Annotated in this window: 24 protein-coding genes and 1 pseudogene; 17 read left to right on the top strand and 8 right to left on the bottom strand. The window is 61.4% G+C overall.

What is annotated here, in order from left to right:
• Window positions 1-36 precede the first annotated feature (36 nt).
• From EGH23_RS16825 to EGH23_RS16790, 8 genes and pseudogenes are all read left to right on the top strand, one after another.
• A complete protein-coding gene (locus EGH23_RS16825; protein ID WP_220581150.1) occupies window positions 37-2,409 on the top strand; it encodes a heavy metal translocating P-type ATPase in 2,373 nt (790 codons plus the stop codon).
• Window positions 2,410-2,530: 121 nt separating this feature from the next.
• Window positions 2,531-2,953 (top strand): DUF8025 family protein, encoded by a 423-nt coding sequence (locus EGH23_RS16820; RefSeq protein ID WP_220581149.1) that lies wholly within the window; start codon window positions 2,531-2,533, stop codon window positions 2,951-2,953.
• Window positions 2,954-3,055: 102 nt separating this feature from the next.
• Window positions 3,056-3,547 (top strand): DUF7995 family protein, encoded by a 492-nt coding sequence (locus tag EGH23_RS16815; RefSeq protein ID WP_220581148.1) that lies wholly within the window; start codon window positions 3,056-3,058, stop codon window positions 3,545-3,547.
• A 3-nt stretch (window positions 3,548-3,550) separates the two neighbouring features.
• Entirely contained in the window at window positions 3,551-3,916 is a 366-nt protein-coding gene (locus EGH23_RS16810) for a DUF7568 family protein (RefSeq protein WP_220581147.1), read from the top strand.
• Window positions 3,917-3,994: 78 nt separating this feature from the next.
• Window positions 3,995-4,390 carry a DUF7567 family protein gene (locus tag EGH23_RS16805; RefSeq protein WP_220581146.1) on the top strand — a complete coding sequence of 132 codons (396 nt, stop codon included), beginning with the start codon at window positions 3,995-3,997 and terminating at the stop codon, window positions 4,388-4,390.
• A 79-nt stretch (window positions 4,391-4,469) separates the two neighbouring features.
• Window positions 4,470-4,838, top strand: a pseudogene (locus tag EGH23_RS26425) (DUF6166 domain-containing protein); the annotation flags it as partial.
• Between the two features lie 298 nt (window positions 4,839-5,136).
• Complete coding sequence (locus EGH23_RS16795; RefSeq protein ID WP_220581145.1) at window positions 5,137-5,673, top strand: hypothetical protein; 537 nt, start codon at window positions 5,137-5,139, stop codon at window positions 5,671-5,673.
• Between the two features lie 169 nt (window positions 5,674-5,842).
• Complete coding sequence (locus EGH23_RS16790) at window positions 5,843-7,003, top strand: hypothetical protein (protein WP_220581144.1); 1,161 nt, start codon at window positions 5,843-5,845, stop codon at window positions 7,001-7,003.
• A 42-nt stretch (window positions 7,004-7,045) separates the two neighbouring features.
• Here the strand turns inward: EGH23_RS16790 and EGH23_RS16785 are convergent, their stop codons facing one another.
• Window positions 7,046-7,600 (bottom strand): peroxiredoxin, encoded by a 555-nt coding sequence (locus tag EGH23_RS16785; protein ID WP_220581143.1) that lies wholly within the window; start codon window positions 7,598-7,600, stop codon window positions 7,046-7,048.
• 101 nt (window positions 7,601-7,701) lie between these two features.
• Window positions 7,702-8,046, bottom strand: a complete 345-nt coding sequence (locus EGH23_RS16780; RefSeq protein WP_220581142.1) for a winged helix-turn-helix transcriptional regulator — start codon at window positions 8,044-8,046, stop codon at window positions 7,702-7,704.
• A 78-nt stretch (window positions 8,047-8,124) separates the two neighbouring features.
• Between EGH23_RS16780 and merA the strand changes: the two genes are divergently transcribed.
• Window positions 8,125-9,579 (top strand): mercury(II) reductase, encoded by a 1,455-nt coding sequence (gene merA, locus EGH23_RS16775; protein ID WP_220581141.1) that lies wholly within the window; start codon window positions 8,125-8,127, stop codon window positions 9,577-9,579.
• 3 nt (window positions 9,580-9,582) lie between these two features.
• Here the strand turns inward: merA and EGH23_RS16770 are convergent, their stop codons facing one another.
• The gene (locus EGH23_RS16770) at window positions 9,583-9,990 is read right to left on the bottom strand and encodes a CopG family ribbon-helix-helix protein (RefSeq protein WP_220581140.1); all 408 of its coding nucleotides are present in this window, start codon (window positions 9,988-9,990) and stop codon (window positions 9,583-9,585) included.
• A gap of 103 nt (window positions 9,991-10,093) precedes the next feature.
• Here EGH23_RS16770 and EGH23_RS16765 point away from each other — a divergent pair, with 103 nt between their 5' ends.
• On the top strand, window positions 10,094-10,903 hold the full coding sequence (locus EGH23_RS16765) for a hypothetical protein (protein WP_220581139.1): 810 nt from the start codon (window positions 10,094-10,096) through the stop codon (window positions 10,901-10,903).
• On the opposite strand, the gene EGH23_RS16760 is transcribed toward EGH23_RS16765, so the two are convergent.
• Window positions 10,850-11,449 (bottom strand): ArsR/SmtB family transcription factor, encoded by a 600-nt coding sequence (locus tag EGH23_RS16760; RefSeq protein WP_220581138.1) that lies wholly within the window; start codon window positions 11,447-11,449, stop codon window positions 10,850-10,852. The two genes, EGH23_RS16765 and EGH23_RS16760, sit on opposite strands and share 54 nt — an antisense overlap.
• A gap of 131 nt (window positions 11,450-11,580) precedes the next feature.
• Here EGH23_RS16760 and EGH23_RS16755 point away from each other — a divergent pair, with 131 nt between their 5' ends.
• Window positions 11,581-13,857 (top strand): heavy metal translocating P-type ATPase, encoded by a 2,277-nt coding sequence (locus tag EGH23_RS16755; protein ID WP_220581137.1) that lies wholly within the window; start codon window positions 11,581-11,583, stop codon window positions 13,855-13,857.
• Here EGH23_RS16755 and EGH23_RS16750 read toward each other — a convergent pair.
• Entirely contained in the window at window positions 13,854-14,060 is a 207-nt protein-coding gene (locus tag EGH23_RS16750) for a heavy-metal-associated domain-containing protein (RefSeq protein WP_220581136.1), read from the bottom strand. The genes EGH23_RS16755 and EGH23_RS16750 overlap by 4 nt on opposite strands.
• Window positions 14,061-14,192: 132 nt before the next feature.
• Here EGH23_RS16750 and EGH23_RS16745 point away from each other — a divergent pair, with 132 nt between their 5' ends.
• From EGH23_RS16745 to EGH23_RS16730, 4 genes are all read left to right on the top strand, one after another.
• Window positions 14,193-14,408 (top strand): DUF8129 domain-containing protein, encoded by a 216-nt coding sequence (locus tag EGH23_RS16745; protein ID WP_220581135.1) that lies wholly within the window; start codon window positions 14,193-14,195, stop codon window positions 14,406-14,408.
• Window positions 14,409-14,532: 124 nt separating this feature from the next.
• Complete coding sequence (locus tag EGH23_RS16740; RefSeq protein ID WP_220581134.1) at window positions 14,533-15,534, top strand: DUF6610 family protein; 1,002 nt, start codon at window positions 14,533-14,535, stop codon at window positions 15,532-15,534.
• A 70-nt stretch (window positions 15,535-15,604) separates the two neighbouring features.
• Window positions 15,605-15,952: a DUF8013 domain-containing protein gene (locus EGH23_RS16735; protein ID WP_220581133.1), complete on the top strand. Its 348-nt coding sequence runs from the start codon at window positions 15,605-15,607 to the stop codon at window positions 15,950-15,952.
• Between the two features lie 87 nt (window positions 15,953-16,039).
• Window positions 16,040-16,966, top strand: coding sequence for an ArdC-like ssDNA-binding domain-containing protein (locus tag EGH23_RS16730; RefSeq protein ID WP_220581132.1), 927 nt, complete (start codon window positions 16,040-16,042; stop codon window positions 16,964-16,966).
• A gap of 10 nt (window positions 16,967-16,976) precedes the next feature.
• Here EGH23_RS16730 and EGH23_RS16725 read toward each other — a convergent pair whose 3' ends face one another.
• Window positions 16,977-17,330, bottom strand: a complete 354-nt coding sequence (locus EGH23_RS16725) for a hypothetical protein (RefSeq protein WP_220581131.1) — start codon at window positions 17,328-17,330, stop codon at window positions 16,977-16,979.
• Between the two features lie 195 nt (window positions 17,331-17,525).
• On the opposite strand from EGH23_RS16725, the gene EGH23_RS16720 reads away from it, so the two are divergent.
• A complete protein-coding gene (locus tag EGH23_RS16720) occupies window positions 17,526-18,341 on the top strand; it encodes a hypothetical protein (protein WP_220581130.1) in 816 nt (271 codons plus the stop codon).
• Between the two features lie 11 nt (window positions 18,342-18,352).
• On the opposite strand, the gene EGH23_RS16715 is transcribed toward EGH23_RS16720, so the two are convergent.
• Both EGH23_RS16715 and EGH23_RS16710 read right to left on the bottom strand, forming a co-directional pair.
• Window positions 18,353-19,156, bottom strand: a complete 804-nt coding sequence (locus EGH23_RS16715; protein WP_236044895.1) for a DUF6036 family nucleotidyltransferase — start codon at window positions 19,154-19,156, stop codon at window positions 18,353-18,355.
• Window positions 19,153-20,079 carry a helix-turn-helix transcriptional regulator gene (locus tag EGH23_RS16710; protein ID WP_220581129.1) on the bottom strand — a complete coding sequence of 309 codons (927 nt, stop codon included), beginning with the start codon at window positions 20,077-20,079 and terminating at the stop codon, window positions 19,153-19,155. Before EGH23_RS16710 ends, EGH23_RS16715 begins: the two co-directional genes overlap by 4 nt.
• Window positions 20,080-20,218: 139 nt before the next feature.
• Between EGH23_RS16710 and EGH23_RS16705 the strand changes: the two genes are divergently transcribed.
• Window positions 20,219-20,542, top strand: coding sequence for a DUF6788 family protein (locus tag EGH23_RS16705; protein WP_220581128.1), 324 nt, complete (start codon window positions 20,219-20,221; stop codon window positions 20,540-20,542).
• The last annotated feature ends 106 nt before the right edge of the window (window positions 20,543-20,648 follow it).

Raw genomic sequence — 20,648 nt, 5'->3', positions numbered from 1 at the left:
AAAGACATATCGAACTCCCACTCCTACCGTGAGGTAATGACAGAGAATCCGGACGCAGCAGGAGAAACGAGCGGCGGCGGACAGCGACGTGAGCTGACCGCCCGCCTCGCCGTTCCCGAGATGGACTGTCCCTCTTGCGCCCAAAAGGTGGACAAGAGCCTCCAGCGTGTCGACGGCATTACTGACGCCACGCTCCAGCCGACCACCGGCACGGCCAACGTCACGTACGACCCTGATCGGACTAGCGAAGCCGACGTAATCAAGGCGATTGAAGGCGCCGGCTACGAGGTCGTCGGGGGCTCGGTCGCTGAGGGCGATGATGAGGACAACCAGGCGACCGACGGCGTCGACATCGCGCCACCATCGGAGGTCTGGACGAGTCCTCGCGCGAAGAAGACGTGGCTCGGCGCGGCGTTCGTCACGCTCGGCCTCCTCTTCGAATTCCTCCTCACCGGACAGAACGTCACGGTGGCGAGCGTCCTCGAGTACCCGCTCCACATCGCAGATGTCCTGTTCCTCGGCGCCGTCGCCGCCAGCGGCATCCCCGTCGTCCGTAGCGGGTACTACTCCGCGAAGAACCGAAGCCTCGACATCGACCTGCTGATGGGGACGGCGATCATCGCGGCGACCGGTATCGGCTACTTCGTCGAGGCCGCCACGCTGGCCGTCCTATTCAGCATCGCCGAGCTGCTCGAGGACTACGCGATGGACAGGGCACGGGACTCCCTGCGCGAGCTGATGGAACTCTCGCCCGACGAGGCGACCGTCCTTCGCGATGGTGAGGAAGTGACCGTTCCCGCCGAGGAGGTCGACGTTGGCGAGACCGTCGTCGTCCGCCCCGGCGACAAGATTCCGCTCGACGGAACGGTCATCGACGGCGAGAGTGCAGTCGACCAGTCGCCGATCACGGGCGAGAGCGTCCCCGTCGACAAGACTGCCGGCGACGAGGTCTACGCCGGCGCGATCAACGAAGGGGGGTACCTCGAGGTAGAGGTCACCTCGACCGCTGGCGATTCGACGCTCTCGCGCATCATCGAGATGGTACAGGGCGCACAGGCGAAGAAGACCGAGTCTGAGCAGTTCGTCGACCGCTTCTCCGGCTACTACACACCCCTCGTCGTCGTGCTGGCAATCCTGACCGCCGCTATCCCGCCGCTGGTTATCGCCGACCCCATCTCGGTGGACGTGGCCGGGTACGGGTTCACTTTCGCCGGCGACTGGCAGACCTGGTTCATCCGCGGGCTCACCCTGCTGGTAATCGCCTGCCCCTGTGCGTTCGTCATCTCCACACCCGTCTCGGTGGTGTCGGGCATCACCAGCGCCGCGAAGAACGGCGTCCTGATCAAGGGCGGCAACTACCTCGAAGCGATGGGCGAAGTCGATGCCGTCGCGCTCGACAAGACGGGGACGCTCACGAAGGGCGAACTCGCCGTCACCGATGTCGTCCCGGTCGGCGACACCACTGAGGATGATCTGCTCCGTCGCGCCGCCGGGCTGGAGCGGCGCAGTGAGCACCCCATCGCTGCGGCGATTCTCGCCCGTGCTGAGGAGGCGGGCGTGGGCGACCTGCCCGACCCGAGTGGCTTCGAGAGCCTCACCGGAAAGGGCATCCGCGGGGAGATCGACGGCAAGACGTACTATGCGGGCAAGCCCGCGCTCTTCGAGGAGCTGGGCTTCGACCTCGCTCGGGCACGCCGCGAGACGGACGGCGGCGTCGCGGCGGAAGAGGCGGCCGAGTACGACGACGGGGCATTCGCCGAGGACGCGCTCACCTCACTGGAGCGGGAGGGCAAGACGGTCGTTATCGTCGGGACGGAGTCGGAACTGCTGGGTGCAATCGCCATCGCCGACGAGGTGCGCCCGGCCTCGAAGCGGGCTGTCGAACGCCTGCACGAGCTGGGCGTCGAGCGCGTGGTGATGCTGACCGGCGACAACGAGGGCACCGCCCGCGCCATCGCCGAGCAGGTCGGTGTCGATGAGTATCGCGCCGAACTCCTGCCCGACGAGAAGGTCGACGCAGTCGAGGAGTTACAGGCGGAGTACGGGGAGGTCGCGATGGTCGGCGACGGCATCAATGACGCCCCCGCGCTCGCCACTGCGGAGGTCGGCATCGCGATGGGCGCGGCGGGCACCGACACCGCCCTCGAAACGGCTGATATTGCGTTGATGGGCGACGACATCGGGAAACTCCCGTACCTGTACGACCTGTCGCATACGGCCAACGGCGTGATCCGGCAGAACATCTGGGCGAGCCTCGGCGTGAAGCTTCTGCTCGCGTTAGGCGTGCCGCTGGGCCTGGTCAGCGTTGCGCTGGCAGTCGTTGTCGGAGATATGGGGATGAGCCTCGGCGTCACCGGGAACGCGATGCGGTTGTCACGAATCGAGCCCGATCGAATCATCGACGCCTGATTCTGCGGCGGGAAGTGCGGGCAGGACGCTCTTCTTTCGGGACTTACCTCCGCTACATCGAGACAAGTTGTGGTTTGTCTGGGGCAGAAAGGACTGAGCCCCACCGTTGGCTCGTGATTTGATGCCCGAGAATCCAGACGACGATCCATTCCACGATTGCGAGTTGGGTCCTGACGCAGTCCTCGGGACGCGCATCTTCCACGATGTCCTGTTCACCGACGATACCGAGACGCCGGTAAACCTGCTCACCGGCGAGACACCGGCACATTCGCAAGCGACCGTCGAGGAAGCGAAGGCGTTCGCTGCGAGTATCGACACGGACACACCACAAATCGCGCTCCCGGCCTCTGTCGAGACGCAGGTCGAGACTCAGAGCAAGCCCTACACCTCAGCTGCGTTCTTCCATTTCAAGGCGACGGGGACACTCGAACGACACCGTGCCTACCACGCCGCGTACGACTCGGATGCGTTCACCGTCGACTTCGAGGCCGACTACGAATCGGGCGATCTAACCATCACAGTCGACCGAGCGAACGAGTCCTAAGAATCGACCGCTAGATCAGGTTTTTCGAGCGCCGGCGATGGGTGCCGGCGCAGCAGGAGCGAGCAACGACTCCCGGTGCGTCGGCGCTTCGAGGTGTTCGAGATGCACATGGTCATTTACAGTCTGGTAGAAGCATCGACAGAAGACGAAGCACTATCCACCGGAAAGACGGTGTTCGACCGCCTGGTCGGCGCGGACCCACACGTCGGCGCCGTCTTCGACTACCACGTGACGTTCGATGAGGAGGACACGTCCGTTGCGGGGAAGGCGCGATGGGGTGAGTTGCCGACTGCAGCCCCCGTCGACTCCGATGACGGCCAAGACCTGCTTGAGCGTGGCTGGGAGGCGACGAAAGAGGAATTCGAGCGGAATCTCGAACGGGTGAAGGAGGCACTCGACGAACTCTCCGACGAGGAGATCATGCGCGACGAAGATCTCGCTCGGCACGCCTTCCACCAGGTCGGCGCCTACGACGGGCCGACGGTGTTTCTGTACAACGAGTACGCGAACGGTATCCGCCATCGCGAGCAACTGGATCGAGTGCTGGAGGAGAGCGAGGAGCTCTGGATCGTGCCCGCCGACGTCCACTTCTAACAGATGTCCCGGATCACAAATTGGAAGCGCGAGAGCCGCACGCCCACACTCGCATACCGGAATACCGAGACCGGAGCTCGGGCTGTCTTACACCGAGCGCCGGACTCCTACCGGTACAAATGGCGTGGCGCAATCCTTGTCGACGGCTACCCAGTGTGGTCGCGGGGGTACGAGACGAAGGACGCGAAATCGTTCCGTGACGAGCTCCGTGACCAGCCAGCGCCCGAACTGAGTTGTCCCGAGTGTTCGAACAGCGATGTAGCAATCGGTGGGAAAACGGCTGACGGCGCGAAGGTTCAGCGCTGGTTCGAATGTCGGAACTGTGGGTACGAAACATCCTCGAGAATCGTGTACGGCGCCGAGCGCTGATTGATTGGAACGTATCTGCGGTGACGTTTATTTTTGGGCCGAGAGGGGTGGCCCGTCTCAATCGGGCCAGATCCACAGATGAGTCTGGAAGTCATCGACCGCCACAGCGAAGCACTGTTCGAGTTCCTCTGGTGTCCCGTCTGCGGACACGAGGTATTCAGTCACATTCCGTTCGAAGGTGTGTTCTGCAAGAACTGCAACACGCAGGTCGAATTTCAGGAATCCCGAGAGACACGCGGCTACGAGGAGGCCGTCCTCGCCTGCTTCGACACCCACTCAACGTGGAACCTCCACGTCGACGAGAAGCTCCGTCGCGACCTACCCGATGGGTCGGCACGGGTGAAGATCCTCGGCGCACCAGGTGCCTACAAGGTCGACTGGTGGAGTCCAGCACCCGGTGATGACTGGCAGCCGGTCGAACGAGGCCAGTTCGACGATGTCGACGAACCAGCCGATGTCTCCCATCTCGCGTAGGAGAAAGCAGTTCCTGTGGCTGTTTTTGGCCCCCTGAGGGGTGCGGGGGTGCTCGAACGAGTAGCTCCCGAACAGACCGATGAGTAGACCTAGCGACACACACTCGATTGAACAGACACGCCCAGCGAGCGACTGCGACATCGCCTACGTCGGGTATCGGCAGAGCGGGCAGGCTATCGTCGAGAAACGTCCCGGGCAAGAACGGCTCACGCCAGAGCGGAGTCTCGCGCTGGTGAACCACAGTCCCTCGGGATTCGAATGGGGATACGGTGGTAGTGGTCCGGCACAACTCGCGCTCGCACTCCTCCTCGATTACACGGATGACGAAGCGTTCGCTCACCAACACTACATCTAGTTCCGAAACGAGGTGATCAGTCAATTGGCGTGCGATGGCCCGGCTGATTGCTGGCATCTTACCGGTGACGACATCAAAGCTGCACTCGGTGAGTTCCAGGACCACCACGCCCTCACGCCGGACGGTGGCGGCCCGTCGGCGTCACTGCCGGCGAACTGGAGTGCGGTGAGCCGGACAGATCGGACAGTCTTCCAACGTCGGGATATCGACCACTACGTCGTCCTCGCCGAAGGGAGCGAAAAGTGGTTGATCATACTTTGTGCGCAGGGGGACCGGGCGTATCCCGCCCCACTCGACCATCGAACACTTCCGGTCGAGAACTCAAGCGATACAACGACCGGCATGAGCGAACAGGCGGGGAAGACACCGGCGAGACGAATCCCGGCGAATCATGACTGACGAAGCGACGCTTGACGACTTCGAGACCGAGAATTCGGCCGGTGAGTCCCGCTCGCTCACGCTGGAAGAGCGACTCCTCACCCCAATTTCCCCGTCCATCGGTCTGCGGGTGATTGCCGGGCGCGGCGATCCGCTCTATCTCCAAAATCGGGGAACAGAACGGTATCTCTTCCGCGACGATCATGACCGGTGGTTCATCCTTCAACCCTCGGCGAAGGACTCAGAAGAGGCGTTCGTCCGGTGGGTGTATCTCCCGGCGGACAAGCCCGACCGGCTGGCGCAATCGGCGCTTCGTCGACGGACAGTGATCGGCTATGACTACGTTCAGCGGTCGGCCGCACCAGATCCAGTCAGGTCGACGGTGACGGCAATGTTCGTCACAGAACGCTGGCCCGAAACCGCCTACGAATGTAGGTCGTGTGAGGCGCTGTTCGACACGGCACGAGAGCACGCCCTCCATTGCTGGGACACACATCCGTGGGTACCGAATCCTGAACAGGTGCGCCGTCGACGCCAAGCCGACGAGTGAACCTGAGAGTCGAAGCCAGGTATCGGGACCGTTCAGACGGTTAACCAACAAGGCTGAATTTCTGGGTAGAATGTTGGTTAAGAGGTTGTTTTTGCGCCCGTGAGAGGGGCGCAGGGCGCGTGATGAGAGCGCCGTCGCTGGTGACGAATTCGATTTCGAGGTGATTGCAATGAAAGACCCAGAATCCAAAACCGTATTCGCTGGCGTCGATGGACGAACCGATACAGAACTACCTGACTGGTACCGCAGGAAGAAAACGGTCGACGAACCGAGAACCTTCGCCGAGGCGATTCGTGACCTCCCGCAGGCCGTCGAGACAACAGTCGCATACTGGAATCCCTACTCCGACGAGTGGGTCGAAACGGAGCGCTTCAACGCCTTGGTCGAGCCGACGAGAGCGCGCGACCACGCGACAGACGATGAGCCCGACACAGACCCACTATTTCACGTCCCTACGGACAGTTACGCGATTATCAATCCAGTCGACGTCTACGGGCCGTTGGAGGAGGTCCTCCGCGAGGAGACCATCGACGAGACGCCGCTGGGCGAGGTGATGTTCGGCGAGATTCGGCGCTACCGGGGCGGCGGCGAAGTCCATATGGACATCATGTTCGATGGCCTCGAGGTGCGCCTCCCCGGCCGGTCGGATCCGATCACAATGGGCGTCACGTCGGGCTACGACTTCTTCGGCGAGCACGCCGTCTACGTGGAGGGCTTCGCTCAGGACGGCTACTGTTCGAACACGATGCGCTCGCTCACCGACAAGGAGGTCATCAAGCATGTCGGCGACGTGCGGAACTTCCGGACCTGGTGGGAGGAGATCCTCGCACAGGTCGAACTCGTCGCCGACGACCTCTTCGAGTTCATCCGGGACGCCCAGGACATCGACCTCGACTTCTCGGAGCTCCCGTTCACCGTCACCGAGTTTTACAGCCTGCTAGGATTCCCGGACTATCTCGCAGAGCGTGCTGCCGAAGATGCCGAGGCGAACGCAGCGTCGCCGTTCGAGATCGATATGTGGACACTGCACTCCGGCGCGACATACGCGCTCACCCACTTCTTCCAAGGCAAGGAGGGTGCGTCGCTGGACGGCTACGTTCGCACGGCCAACGACATCCTGTTCAACCCGGAGGGCACCATCGAGCGCGTCGAGCGAGCCTACGAGGAGCAGTTGGAAGCGGATGGCGATGATGGGTCGCAGGCGTCGCTTGCCGGCGAGCGGGCGCTCGCGTGCATCGAGCGCGTCAACGATGATCTACAGGAGAAGGTCGACCAGTTCGAGGAGCGTGAGGATGCGCTCCGTGAGCGGTTCCAAGATGCGATGAGCTGATTGTCGGAGCGGCGTTCACTGAAACGATCCTCAAATAGCAGTTTACGTGAGCGGTTCCGGTTCCTCATTATATTCGACTGCTAATTCGACATCCTCAGGACCGAGTTCATCGCGTTCCGCTTCCAGCGTCTCAAGAGCGTCTTTAACAGGGAAGAAATCCGGCTTCTCGAGTGCATCTTCTGTCGCCCAGGCGTATCGAATCGTTTGCTCGGAGTCGATAAGGAACACGGCACGCTGCGGGACGCGCTCGTGGTTCTCCCATTCGTCATAATAGACATCATACGACTCGGCAACCCGCCCGGAACTATCACTAAGTAACGGGAAATTGAGGCCGTATTCCTCGGCGAATGCTCGGTGGGCGTAGACGCTGTCACCTGAAATTGCCCAGACATCGAGCGCCGGCGTCAGCTGAAACCACTCTGCATCGCGAATCGCACACAGTTCGTTTGTACAAACAGGACTGAAATCAAACGGGTAAAATACCAGCAACGCAGCCCGATCATTGGCTGTTGTCTCATCCAAGCTGTACTCGGTTTGTTCTCCGTCACGGAGACCTGGAAGAGTAAATGACGGTGCAGACGCTCCCTCGTTTATCATACGCCACAGTAGCACACGAAGAAAGGATAGTCTTTGGGTTAACACCCCCACCTGAATGGAGGAGCTTCAGATGTGGGATGTAATTCACTGGAGTCCGTACGTCAGGAGTTCGCCGTCGCCCACTCAAGAAGCGGTTCTAATCTCGAACGAATCTCATCCCCCTCGTCAGTTAGCGTGTATTCGACGCGTGGCGGAATTTCGTTGTACTGCGTCCGTGAGACGAGTCCTGCCTCTTCGAACTCAGTGAGGCGTTTCGAGATCGTCGACGTGCTCGCAGTCGGAAGATGATCTTCGATTTCCGCGAATCGCAGTGAGTCGTGTGCGCCGATGATGCTGACGAGCTGCATCGCGTATTTCCGGCTCAACGTGTCGATAACTCCTGTGAGCGGGCAGTAGCACGTCCCGTCGATATCGCACGCGGGCGCCGATGAAGTAGTATCTGCCATAGCTTCGTGGCCTCCAACCTACTCCATCGCTTCGGACTCTGGAGTATAAGAACTTCCTGTCGTAAAGTATCGGTATAGATGACTCACACCTCCGACTATGATCTCGTGATTCTCGGTGGGGGCGCCGCAGCCTTCGCCGCGATCACTGAAGCAAGCCGGCGGGACCTCTCGACGGCGATGGTGAATACGGGCTTGCCCATCGGCGGGACGTGCGTGAACGTCGGCTGTGTCCCGAGTAAGCATTTGCTCGCCGTCGCCGAGAGTGGCGCTGCAGCGTCGGAGAATCCCTTCGACGCCGTCACATATCCCGAAGAGCCGACTGTCGACTGGGCCGACGCCCTCGACGGCACCAACGAACTCGTCGAGCGGTTCCGGCAGGAGAACTACGTCGACGTCGCCGAGCACTTCGAGACCGACATCTACGAGGGCTACGGCCAGCTGGTGGACGACACGACCATTGAGGTCGTCGACGGCGCCGACGAGGGCGCGCACATTACTGGGAAGAAAGCGCTCGTCGCGACTGGAAGCTCACCGTGGGCGCCACCCATCGACGGCCTCGACGACATCGACTACTACACGAGCGAGACAATCCTCGAGGAGCGCGACCTTCCCGAGAGTATTCTGATAGTCGGCGGCGGGTACATCGCGCTGGAGTGGGGCCAGATCCTCCACCGTGTCGGCGTCGACGTGAGGGTTCTCCAGCGCTCCGGTCACGTGCTCTCAGGTATGGAAGGCCAGCTCGGCCGGGAGATGGAACGAGCCTTCCGCGAGGAAGGGATCGACATCATGACCGGTAACGACTTCCAGCAGGTTCAGGGTGTGGCTACCGACAGTAGTGCTGACTCTGGTCAGCAGGGCGTCGCTGTGGAGACTGTCATTGAGGGCGAGAAACGAGCGTTCACCGCCGAGGCGTTGTTCGTCGCGACAGGCGTCCAGCCCAACAGCGAGGACATCGGCTTGGAAGCAGTCAGCGTCGAGACCGAATCCGATGGCGCGATCCACGTCGACGAGCATTTCCAGACGACGAATCCCGACGTCTACGCAGCGGGCGACGTGATCGGCGAGCCCGAACTGGAGACGGTCGCCGCCAAGGAGGGCAATCACGCCGTCAAGAACGCCTTCGGCAACGAGGGCGTCAGCATCGACTACGATGCAGTCCCCGCAGTCGTGTTCACCAACCCGGAAGTCGCAGCCGTCGGGACGACAGAACGCGAGTATATGGACGAGCACGGCACCTGTTCGTGCCAGACCATCCAGATGGCGGATGTCCCGCGGGCGAAGGCAGTCAAGAACACGGATGGCCTCGTCCAGGTCGTCAAACACCACGAGACCGACGAGATCGTCGGCGTCCACATGGTCGGACCTCGTGCCGCCGACATGATCATGGAAGCCACGCTGGCGGTGACGTTCGGCCTCACCGTCGACGACATCATCGACACCGTCCACCCGTTCCCGACGTTCAGCGAGGCGTTCAAACACGCCTGTCAGGCATTCCGACGGGACACGTCGACAATGAGCTGCTGTATCGAATGAATCTCACTCCGGGTCGGCCGGCGCAGTACTGCGGAGGAGCATCGTCTTCACGCGACCGACCCCATCGAAATCACGGAGCCGATACACGAGTTCCCGCACCCGCGCCGCATCGCCATGACAGAAGACGGTCTCTAAACACCACTCGCCCTGGTGGGTGTGGCTCATCGTCTCGATGATGTCCTGAAACTGGTGCTGGGCAGTATGGAGATCGTGAATCACCTCGTGGTGCTGGTAATCGAACGCCAGTACAGCGACGACCTCACCCGAAACCTCTTCGAGTTGTGAGTGCCCCTCGATGTATTCCTGCATCGCTTCACGAATCGCCCGCGAGCGGGAATCCAACCCCTCAGCCTGCCACGTCTCGTCGAACTCCTCGAGAATGTCCTCAGACACGTTCAAGCTCGTGCGCATACTCCCCAATTGATCCCCTACTGTCTTGACCCCTCGATTATTACAGGATCCCCGTTTCAGTCTTAACAACCGCTATACAGCGCAGGGATAGAGATATAGATGAATGCTCCACGGCGAGGCGTTACCAGTATTGGTCGGCGCGATTGCGCTCGGATTTGTACACGGAATCGAGCCCGGACACGGATGGCCGGTCGCTGCGAGCTATGCGCTCGATCAATCCAACAAGTGGCTCTACGGACTCGCCAGCAGCTTGCTAATCGGCATCGGCCACCTCATTAGCAGTCTGGCGATGGTCGGCGTGTTCTTTTACGCGAAATCCTATTTTCGGTTGACGCAGGTGAACGAGCCGATCTCGATTCTTGGCGGCGTATCCATCGGCGGTCCGGTCAGCATCGTCGCAGGCATCTTACTCATCGGACTCGGGATTCGAGAGTACACACACGGCCATTCTCACCAGCACGAGGACGACCACGATGAGCATACGGAGGAGCAGTCGACCCACCACAGTCACGGCACGTCACCCACGCACGAACACTCCCCGGATGGGCTTCTTACCTGGGTGAAAACTCGGCTTGGAGAAATCAGAGGGCACTCCCACGAGCACAGGACCGATCCGGCTACTGACGCCGACCGCGGGCTACTCGGAATCGCCTGGTTCGCATTCGTCCTCGGGTTCGCTCACGAAGAAGAATTCGAGATTATCGGCCTCTGTGCCGGTTCGACGTACTGTCTGGAGCTGATGACTGCGTATGCGCTGACGGTCATCGTCGGCATCGTCGGGTTAACGATGCTCCTCATCGCCGGCTTTCAGGAGTACGAAGAAACGGTGGAGAAGTACACACCGTACCTGCCGCTGTTCTCAGCGATCGTCCTCGTCGTCATGGGACTCGGCTTCATCGCCGGCGTCTTCTGAATCACGCCGAACGCTCTCCACCGTCCCATTCTCAGTGAGGTCAATAAGCGTGCGATTTAGCAGTTCCCGGAGGACGAACTCCTCGTAATGCTGTGTTGCACAGTACTCGCACGGCTTCATTTCTCGTGCCACCGCCTCGATCTCGTCGCCGTGCTCCCCATAGAGCGTCTCGACGAGTCCTGCTAATTCGGCTGTCGCGGTTTCCTGCGCCCCAGCGAGCGTCTGCTCGGCGTCCTCTGGAAGGTCATACGAGAAAATCCGCGTGTTCGACTTGTAGAACTTCCGCGTCCCGCCGCCAGCTTCCTCAAGACGGGCGATCTCAACCATCCCTGCGTCCTTCAGGACGTTCACGTGGTGGCGCACCGTCGTCTCGGCCTTCTCCTCACCGCGACGATGCAGTTCGTCGTGGATCTCCTCGATCGTCATTTCCTCGGTTGCGAGCATATCGAGAATCTTCGCCCGGACGTCGTTCTCCAACGCTTTCGCTTTCTCCGGGGCCGTCGTCACGACTTCACGGATCGGCACGTCGGATTCGAGGAGCGCCATTCTTGTGAGGACGTAGGGGAACGACGATAGTAAGAGTAACGCTACACATTCGATAGCAGTCTTAGTTGTTCGATACCGCTATAATACTAGTCGTAATGGTTATCCACTTCGCTGGGTAACTAGCGACCACGATGGGAACGACACACGAACAATTCAACGTCGGGGGAATGTCCTGCTCCTTCTGTGCCGAGAGTATCAAGAAGGCCTACAGCCGGACCGACGGCGTCGAGGACGTCGACGTAAGTCTCGCCCACGAGGAGGTCCTCGTCCAGTACGACGATGACCGCCTGAGCGAGGTCGAGGTGAAGGACACGCTTCGGGATCTCGGCTACACCATCCGAGATCCGGACAAGGCGAAACGATACGAGCAGCAGCAGGCCGAACTCGCCGACGGGAAGCGCCGTCTCCTCATCGCCGGCGGCGCATCTATCGTTGTCGCTGCCCTGATGGGGTGGATGATTCTCGTAATGGGACGCTTCGAGTCAGCGTCACCGGCGATGGATCTGGTGGCCTTTGGGCTGGCCCTCGGGACGATGTTCGGTCCCGGTCGCTACATCAAACAGAAGGCGTTCCAGAGCCTTCGCCGGGGGATCTTCAACCAGCACGTCCTCCTAGAGGCGGGCGCCTTCGCAGGGCTCCTCGGTGGGTTACTCGGCCTGTTTGTCTTCCCAAGCTTCCCGACCGTCCACTTCTTCGCCGTCTCCGTGTTCATCACCACCTACCACATCCTCTCCGAATATACGAGCCTCATCGTCCGCACACGAGCCTCACAGGCCGTGCAGAACCTGCTCGACCTCCAGCCCGACACAGCACGCCGCGTCAGTGATGACGGTGACGTCGAGGAAGTCCCCCTCGACGACCTCGACGTCGGCGACTACGTCCGGGTCAAGCCCGGCGAGAACATCCCCGTCGACGGTGAGGTCGTCGAGGGTAAATCCACAGTCGACGAGTCGGTTGCCACCGGTGAGTCCATCCCCGAGGAGAAGGCGAAGGGCGACGGAGTGATCGGCGGCAGCGTCAACGAGACCGGGACGCTGCTCATCAAGGTAACTGCAACGGGCGAGGACGCGTTCCTGAACCAGGTGGCCCGCGAAATCGAGGAAGCACGCGCTATGAAGCCCGGCATCATTCAGCTCGCCGACCGCGTCCTCAAGTACTTCGTCCCAGGCGTCTTGACGATTGCCGCGCTCTCGTTCCTCTTCTGGGTGGTCGCACCGCTTGCGTGGGGTGCAGCCCCCAACGTCCAGCGCGGGGCGTTCGCAGCGCTGGCGGTCCTCGTGCTCGGCTATCCATGTGCCCTCGGGATGGCGACACCGCTCGCGCTAATTCGGGGCGGCGGGAAGGCCGCTGACCGAGGCATCCTGATGCGCTCCGGTGACGCCTTCCAGATTTTCCCCGACGTCGACCACATCGTGCTGGACAAGACTGGCACGATCACTGACGGCGAACCCGCCGTCAGTGAGGTCGTCGCCTTCGGTGCCGACGAGGTGGATGTACTCACGACTGCGGCCAGCGCGGAGGCGTTCTCCGAACATCCACTTGCCGATGCGATCCTCGAGGCCGCCGACGAGCAAGGCTTCGAGTACGGAGACCCCGACGCCTTCGATTCCGTGACCGGCAAGGGCGTCCGGGTAACCGTGGCCAGCGACGACGTGCTGGTCGGGAAACCGGGATGGCTCAGCGACGAGGGGATCGACCTGTCGAAGGGAGACGCCGATATTGAGCGACTCCAAGGCCGCGGCCTCACCGTTGCTGGAGTTGTTCGTGGCGGTGACCTCATCGGCCTGATCGGTATCGGTGACGAGGTCAAGAGCGACGCCGCTGCGACCGTCCAGCGGATGACAGAGGTCGGCATTACGCCCGTGATGATCACCGGGGACAACGAGCGCACCGCGAACGCGGTCGCCGAGGAGGTCAGCATCGACCGCGTTATGGCAGACGTGCTGCCCGACGAGAAACGCGAAGAGATCGGTCGCCTGCAGGACGAGGGTTACCGCGTCGCGATGGTCGGCGACGGCATCAACGACGCTCCCGCACTCACGCAGGCGGACATTGGTATCGCCATCGGCGCAGGGACCGATATCGCCATCGAGTCAGCGGATATCGTCCTGATGGGCGACCGGCTTGGTGGCGTGATGGACGCCTACGAGATCGGGAAAGAGAGCTACCGGAAGACCCGTCAGAACCTCGCGACGGCCTTCGCGTTCAACGGCATCGGCGTCGCCGCCGCGACCACAGGGCTCGTTCACCCAGTGTTCGCGATGCTTGCGATGGTGTTGTCTGTCTCGGCCGTCCTCGCCAACAGCTTCGCTGGTCAGCTCCTCTCCGGCGAGGGTGTCAACACCAAGTTCGCCCTAGAAGAACGGACCGACGGCGAACGTGGAGACAGCCAAGTGACGGCCGACTAAGCCACGACGTCGTAGCCAGCCTGTTCGATTGCCGCGTTCACGTCGTCGTCTGCGACTCCATCCTCGAGGACCACGTCGACCGCGTCAGCGTCGTGATTGGCCTCGACCCGACTCACACCGTCGAGGTTTCGCAGGGCGGTCTCCACGTTCTGTTCGCACCCGTTGCACGACATCCCGGTGACGGAGATCGTCTTTCGCTCCATACGGGGCTGTAAACACTCGCGGGGGATGACCATTACGGTAACTGTTGTATCGGTTTTATCTCTATTAGAGATGGGGCGTCATCGTCCGGAGAGCTGTTTGTGTCGGCCCCAAAGGGGTGGAGGCTCTTCGAGATGGGAACCACTAACGACGAAGAGAGCGACGAATTCCCGCCAGAGAAGCGGCTTGAAGCATCGAACACGCGCCTGATTAAGGCCGGTATCGCGACGATTCCCGATATGGAGACTCTTCAGGAGTGTGTTGCCTACGAGAACGCCCATCAGAACCGGACGCAGATTCTGCGCCGGCTCAAGTGGAAGGCTGAAGAGCTGCGTGAGGACGAAAAGTAAGCCCTATTCTTAACCAACACACTCTGCGTGAGTTCCCCCTATTGTTGGTTAATCTGCTGTGCCTCGGTTTTTCCGGCCCCTGAAAGGGTGCGGGGCAGCCAGCAGCGGCCTCGCGAGCCTAATCATGTCCCTCGAGCTGAGCTCCAGCGCCAGCACCGCCCGCGAAATCGCCGCCGCCAGACAAACAGACTTCGTGGCGTTCCTCCACCGAGCTCCCTTTGCCGGCGATGCTCTCGCCCTCGGATTTCTCCCCGGGTTTCGGGAAGACTGTGGGTATCAGACGGATCAGTACCTGAATCTCGAGATTCCCGTTGGGATGCTCGACAACGATTTCCGGAATCCCGATCTGGAGCGGTTCGTCGACCGTTTCTTCGAGTACGAACCAGAGGTCGGGGTCATCGGGGACGTCGACGAGATCGACGACGTCGACGCCCACGTCGCTGCTGCCCGTGAGATCCAAGCGAGCTATCCCGAGGCCGAGCTCATCGTCGTTCCGAAGTCGCGAGCGGTGATCGACGCGATACCCGAGACCCTCGTCCTCGGGTATTCACGGGGATACGCCGACCGACTGGCCCACGATTTCTCCGATCCAGCCGATTGGAGAGGGCGGCGCGTCCACATCCTTGGAGGGAGTCCGCCCAAGCAGCTCGACGCCATTCGACAGCTGACCAGACCGACACTCACGGACGAGCCACCAGCCGACATCGTCGGCGTCGACTGGAACGGGCTGCATCGCGGTGCACAATTCGGTGAGTTCTGGACGGCCGACGGCTGGGACGACAGCGGTCGCGACGCCGACCACGTCACCGTGCGAAAGACGGTGCGCCACAGCCTCGCTCGCGTCCGTGAGTTTTGGAGGACCCACGGAATCTGGCCCGAAACGACACCGCAAGACGAGGGGCTCGACGTCGAGTACGAGGGACCGAGTCCTGCCGATCTCGAGGACGCCGCCTGTACCGAATGCGGGACGAACGTTTGGCGAACTCGCCGCGGCCCGTACGTGGCCGAATACGATTCCGGCGCAATCTGTGGATACTGCAGCTACGAGTGCTACTTCAGCCACCGTCATCGGAATAACCTGGAGGAGATCGCCGGCGAGCAGAGCGTCTACCTCCCGCCGGCGTGATTTCGTGACCTGTTTTTCGTGCCCCCGAGAGGGCGAGGGCTCCTTCGAGAGCCCTCAGAGGTGACTTCCAGTGAGTCAACAACAGCGTCCCGACAACGTCTCGATCGACGAGATTCCGGTTGATATCGCAAACACGCAATCAGCGGAGGTCGATTCCGCCGACGTCCCTGACGAAATCGAATCCATCACCCGTGGGCTCGCCGGTGAGCAGCCGCCGACGAATCCGCTGGTCGTGCTGAAAGCGGCCCGGTGGTGGTACATTCACGGCAAGGGCGGCACGGATCCCGCCTTCCAGTGGGCCATCGAGTGGGCACGTCATCTTGCGACCGACACCCCCAGTGACGTCGAGCGGTTCGACGAGTTCCTCGAGTACCTCGTCTCGGTTGGCTTTGCGGACGAACGTCACGAGCTCCGCTGACCGACAGAGCGGTTTTTTGAACGCCCCTGAGGGGTGCGGGGCGGTCTGAACAGACGCAGTCGCCGTGAACTTGATTCGGTGAACACAATGGCTACGACTAGTGACTCGTCGGTCTCCTTCGACCAGACCGACACGCGATCAGACGAGATGAACAGTACCATCGAACAGTGGATCGACGACCTCGTCGCCGGCGTCGACGACGCGCAGGCCAGCGAAGAGTTCCAAGAGTGGCTCGATGTCCAGAGTCGTTTCCACGACTACTCCTACCGGAACACGCTCCTTATCAAGCGGCAGTGTCCCGAGGCGAGCCGGGTGGCGGGCTACCGGACGTGGCAGGAGGAGTTCGACCGCCACGTCACGGAGGGTGAGTCGGCCATCTGGATCTGGGCACCTATCATCTCCAAGCAGTGCCCGGAGTGCGAGAATTCACCGAGCTACCATGAGGACAGCGACTGTGACTACGATGAGACGCCGCCCGAGGAGTGGTCCGAAGGCCTGATCGGATTCAAGCCTGCGCCGGTGTTCGACGTCTCCCAGACCGAGGGCGAGCCGCTTCCCGACCTAGACACTGAAGCGACCGGGGACGCCGGCGACCTCGTCGAACAGTTGACTGTCGCCGCTGACGACCTCGGCGTGACGGTGCGGATCGTTCCAGCCGAGGAGTGGACCCACGGCGAGGCGAAGGGCATCTGCGAACAGCTGAGCCTCGTCGACGTCCAGCCGCTCGTCGAGGTGCGCGATCGGGAGAATGAGGCCGACCTCGCGCGGACGCTGATTCACGAGTACGCCCACGCCCTGCTCCACTTCGACGTCGACGACGACACCGAACGGTCGAAACGCGAAGTCGAGGCCGAAGCCGTCGCGTACGTCGTCGGGCGGTACTGCGGGCTCGACACGAGCGGATCGGCGTTCTACCTCGCTGCGTGGGAGTCGGACGATCCCGAGGTCATTCGCGAGCGGCTCGGACGGATCAGTCGGACGGCAGAGGAACTCATCGACGTCCTCGAAGAGTAACCCTCGCGCTTCACTTGCGGAACAGTCCTACGAGTAGCATCAAACCAGCAGCTCCTATCGCGAAAGTCGTTTGAACTGCAGAGAAACCCCCGCGAAGTGCCATTCGAGTATAATTTGGATTTGAATGGTAGAGGTCGCTCGCCATCCTAATTATCGCATCAACTAGTGGAGCCAACACATCAAATACCAGCGCCTTTCCAAAATTCACCCCTGCTTGACCCAGTCGGTACGCAACCGTCACCAAGAAATTCGCCTTCCCCGTCAGGAAATGGCGGTTTGAAGGTGTGACGTACTGTCCCCTGCCGTTGGTCGGGTTAAATGGCCATTTTGCGAACTTCACAGCCTCAGTAAACAGCGATGCCACAAACGCGATAAGTCCCCGAATCATCTTGTGTGTTATGTAGTAACTAGTGGCACATTAAATTTCGTTCTCAAAAGGCACCAAGCCAGACGGCTAAGTGAGCCAGATCAATTCTCTATGTCAACATTGGCTTCCAGTTTCTGGAAGTTTTTCTGCGCCCGCCGAGGGCCGGAGGCGCGTTCTGACCTCCGTCGAATGATGACTGAACCCGATCTCACGACGGTTCTAGAGGAAGCCGAGCACGTTGCCGAGCAGCATGACCAGGTCGCTCGAACGACAGACAACCAAGCCCACGAGTACCTCCGATACGCTGTCCTCCGGGTGCTCGAAGGCGAGTCGGAACACCTCCCAGCAGACTGGACGCCGATCGACGGCGTGACCGTCGGCTACGGGAGCGACGACGCGATGTACGACAGCTGGGGCTCCAGCGAAGACTGGTGGGGGATCGTCCCGCCGCAGGTGGCGTGTACCCGCTTCCGGGTGTTCTTCCCGGACGACCACCAGACGGTTCCCCGCGACATCGTCGACGTGATGGCCGCGCTCGGTGCCTGGCGCGTCTGGACTGGGTGCGCAGCCGCGTGCGGCTCCTACGACCATCGCGAGCGCCGCGAGGTCCACTACCTGTGGCCGGAAGGCCATCCGGTGGAGGAACTGCTCCACGAGCGGCTCAGTGGCCCTGCGGAAGCCGTCGCTCCGGACGGGGGTCGAACGGGCGACGTTCGCGACCGACTGGTCGTCGACGAGAACGCAGAGTCACAGGACGATCTCGAGCCCCGCACGAAGCGTGCTGTCGCCGAAGCGATGGACGTCTCGCTCCTCTCGAAAGGTGGCCGCTACGAGGTGCAGTCCGCGTCCGGGAACCGGTACGAAGTCGACGTCATCGACGAATCGTGTACCTGTCCCGACTGGCAGCAGCGCTCACCCGAGGGCGGCTGCAAGCACCTGCGTCGCGTCGATCACGAGATCAAACGGGGCCGTGTACCCCGACCAGACGGCTGCCTTCCCTCCCCGTAGTCGTGACCGGACTACTCCGCGGGACGAACTGTGTCGCCAGCCCGACGGACCCGGTCGAACGTTGAGAGATACGCAATCCGGTCGTGAACTTCGTCGGTATCCAGCTCCAGTTCGGCGGCCAGTCCGTCGACGGTCATCGGCTCGTCGAGTGCTTGGAGGACTTCGAGCCCCCGGTAGTACCTGTTCGTGAGTTCCTGGACGCGGGCCTCGATCGGCGTGGTCACCCCGTACCGCTCCTCGAGTTCGACCAGGGCCTCGTTCGCGAACGTGGCGAACTGATCGTCCCCCAGGCGTTCGATCTGGGCTTCGAGTTCAGCCCGGACGACGTCGTATTCGAGGCTGGCCTGCACGAGCATATTCATGTCCTCGATGTCGTCATCGCGGCCTGCGATCGCCTTGAACAGGAAGATATCCTCGTTGCTGACCAGCCGAACCGTCAGTCGATCCGTGTCGAGGAACGGCTCGCTACGCTCTTGCATCCCGTCGGTGAGCACGAGCTTGTTCGCGACCTGCTGGTTGAAGATGTCGAGGCGACACCCCTCGTCGTTCTCGACGCAGCTCGTCGCCCCCAGCGCCCGGTAATCTGGATCCAGCGATTGAACCTCCGCATACCCGAGGTCCATCAGGACGGCCCACAGCTGGCCGTACGCGTCGCCATCTGGGACGACCAGGTCGATGTCTTTCGTCGCCCCCTTGAGGTCGCGCAGCGACATCGCGCCACCACCGATCAGGTAGACCGTGAGCGGTTCAGATAGCCCGTCCCCGATTCGCTGGAATTCGTTCTCGATGTACTCGCGTCCGAATGTTGGTCTCATTGTGGGAGTTCCACCTCGTAGTCAGCCGCCAGTTCCTGAAACTCGTCCCACTCCGGGAGCCGGTCGTCGTCGACCTCGCCGTGCGCCTCGAGGTAGTGCAGCAAGGCGTCGATTTCGTCTTCAAGGTCATACTTCGCCGCCTGCTCTCGGAGGTCCTCCTCGTCGACATCGACGTAGCTGAGCAGGAGGAGACAATACGAGCGGTGACGGCTGCCGTCGTCGATCAGCAGCGTGTGACAGCAGAGCTCCGCCGGCGAGACTGCGTCGAGATCCTCGGAGTAGACGTAGTAGCGGTGGCTGGTGAGCAGGAACTGGAGGTCGAAGGCTGCGAATCGAGCGAGGCCGGTTTCGTGGAACGCCTCCGCGTCGATCTCCGTCTCGGCCTGGGCGAGGAATTCGTCGTAGTCCTCCCAGAGAATCGTGCCCGTCGGGGCGACGGCTTCGAGGCGTTGACGATGTAGATGGTGTGCGAGTTCACGGGCGAACTCGTGGAGGCGGTCGAAGTCGGCGTTGAACTCGTAGTGCCCGTCGACGGTCCCGACAAGCCCACGGTCACGAAACTGTTTGAGGACACGGTTGACCGTGTTGCGGTAGTTGTCGCTCCGGTCGGCGATCTCGGAGACGGTTCGCGGCTGGTCGAGGTAGTACAGCACCTCGAGTGCCTTGCCGGTCAGCAGCTCGGTGAACTCGATGTGGGAGTGCTGGCGGACGAGGTCCCGATAGAGTTCGACGGCGCGAGCATCCGACGGGACGACTCGTTTTCGCCGGCCATCGCGTTCCGTGTAGACGAGCCCTTTCTCAACGAGGTCGCCGACGGCACGAGAGAGGTAGCTCTCGCTGTGGTCGAGTTTCGTCGCGAGTTTGGAGATCGTGTCGCCGCGGTCGACCGTGGCGAGGACCTCGAGTTCGATGCGCCGGAGCACGGTGTAACATAGTACGAAACTTGTATATAAAGAAGTTTCGAGTAGTGTTACAGACAGAGAGGAACAAGAGCTTGCCCCATCGTCTTAACCAACAAAACTATGGGTAGAGAGTCCGTGTTGGTTAACACGAGAGTAGCCGATGTCCTACGAACCCCCGACCCCACCGGCGAACCTCCCAACGGAGATCGTCAACACGCTCAATGAAGCCACACCGGAGCATCTTCGGGATGTTGCCAGCTACGCCGAGGCGTTGGCCGAACACAAAGAGCGGGAAGCTCGTCTCGAGGAGGAAGCTGACGACGCCGACGTCGAGGAGCGCCCCAATGACCTCCCAGACGACGTGCCGGCGAAGGCGACGATCACGATCAAGGAGATCAACGACAACCGCTACTACTACTGGCAGTGGCGAGAAGGCGATTCGGTGACGTCGAAGTACAAAGGGCCGGTGAATCCCGACGAGTAGACGAGATGGAACTGTAGCCTGATGTTCGTCTCAACGTGATTCGTAGCGTAGCAGATGACACCCCCCAGAGTGTGAATGGGATCGGTTTACCCGACACCCCTCGGTG

Source organism: Haloarcula nitratireducens (genome assembly GCF_019599505.1).
Note: the sequence above shows the minus strand (reverse complement) of the source record. Positions and strands in the feature narration are given on the sequence as shown.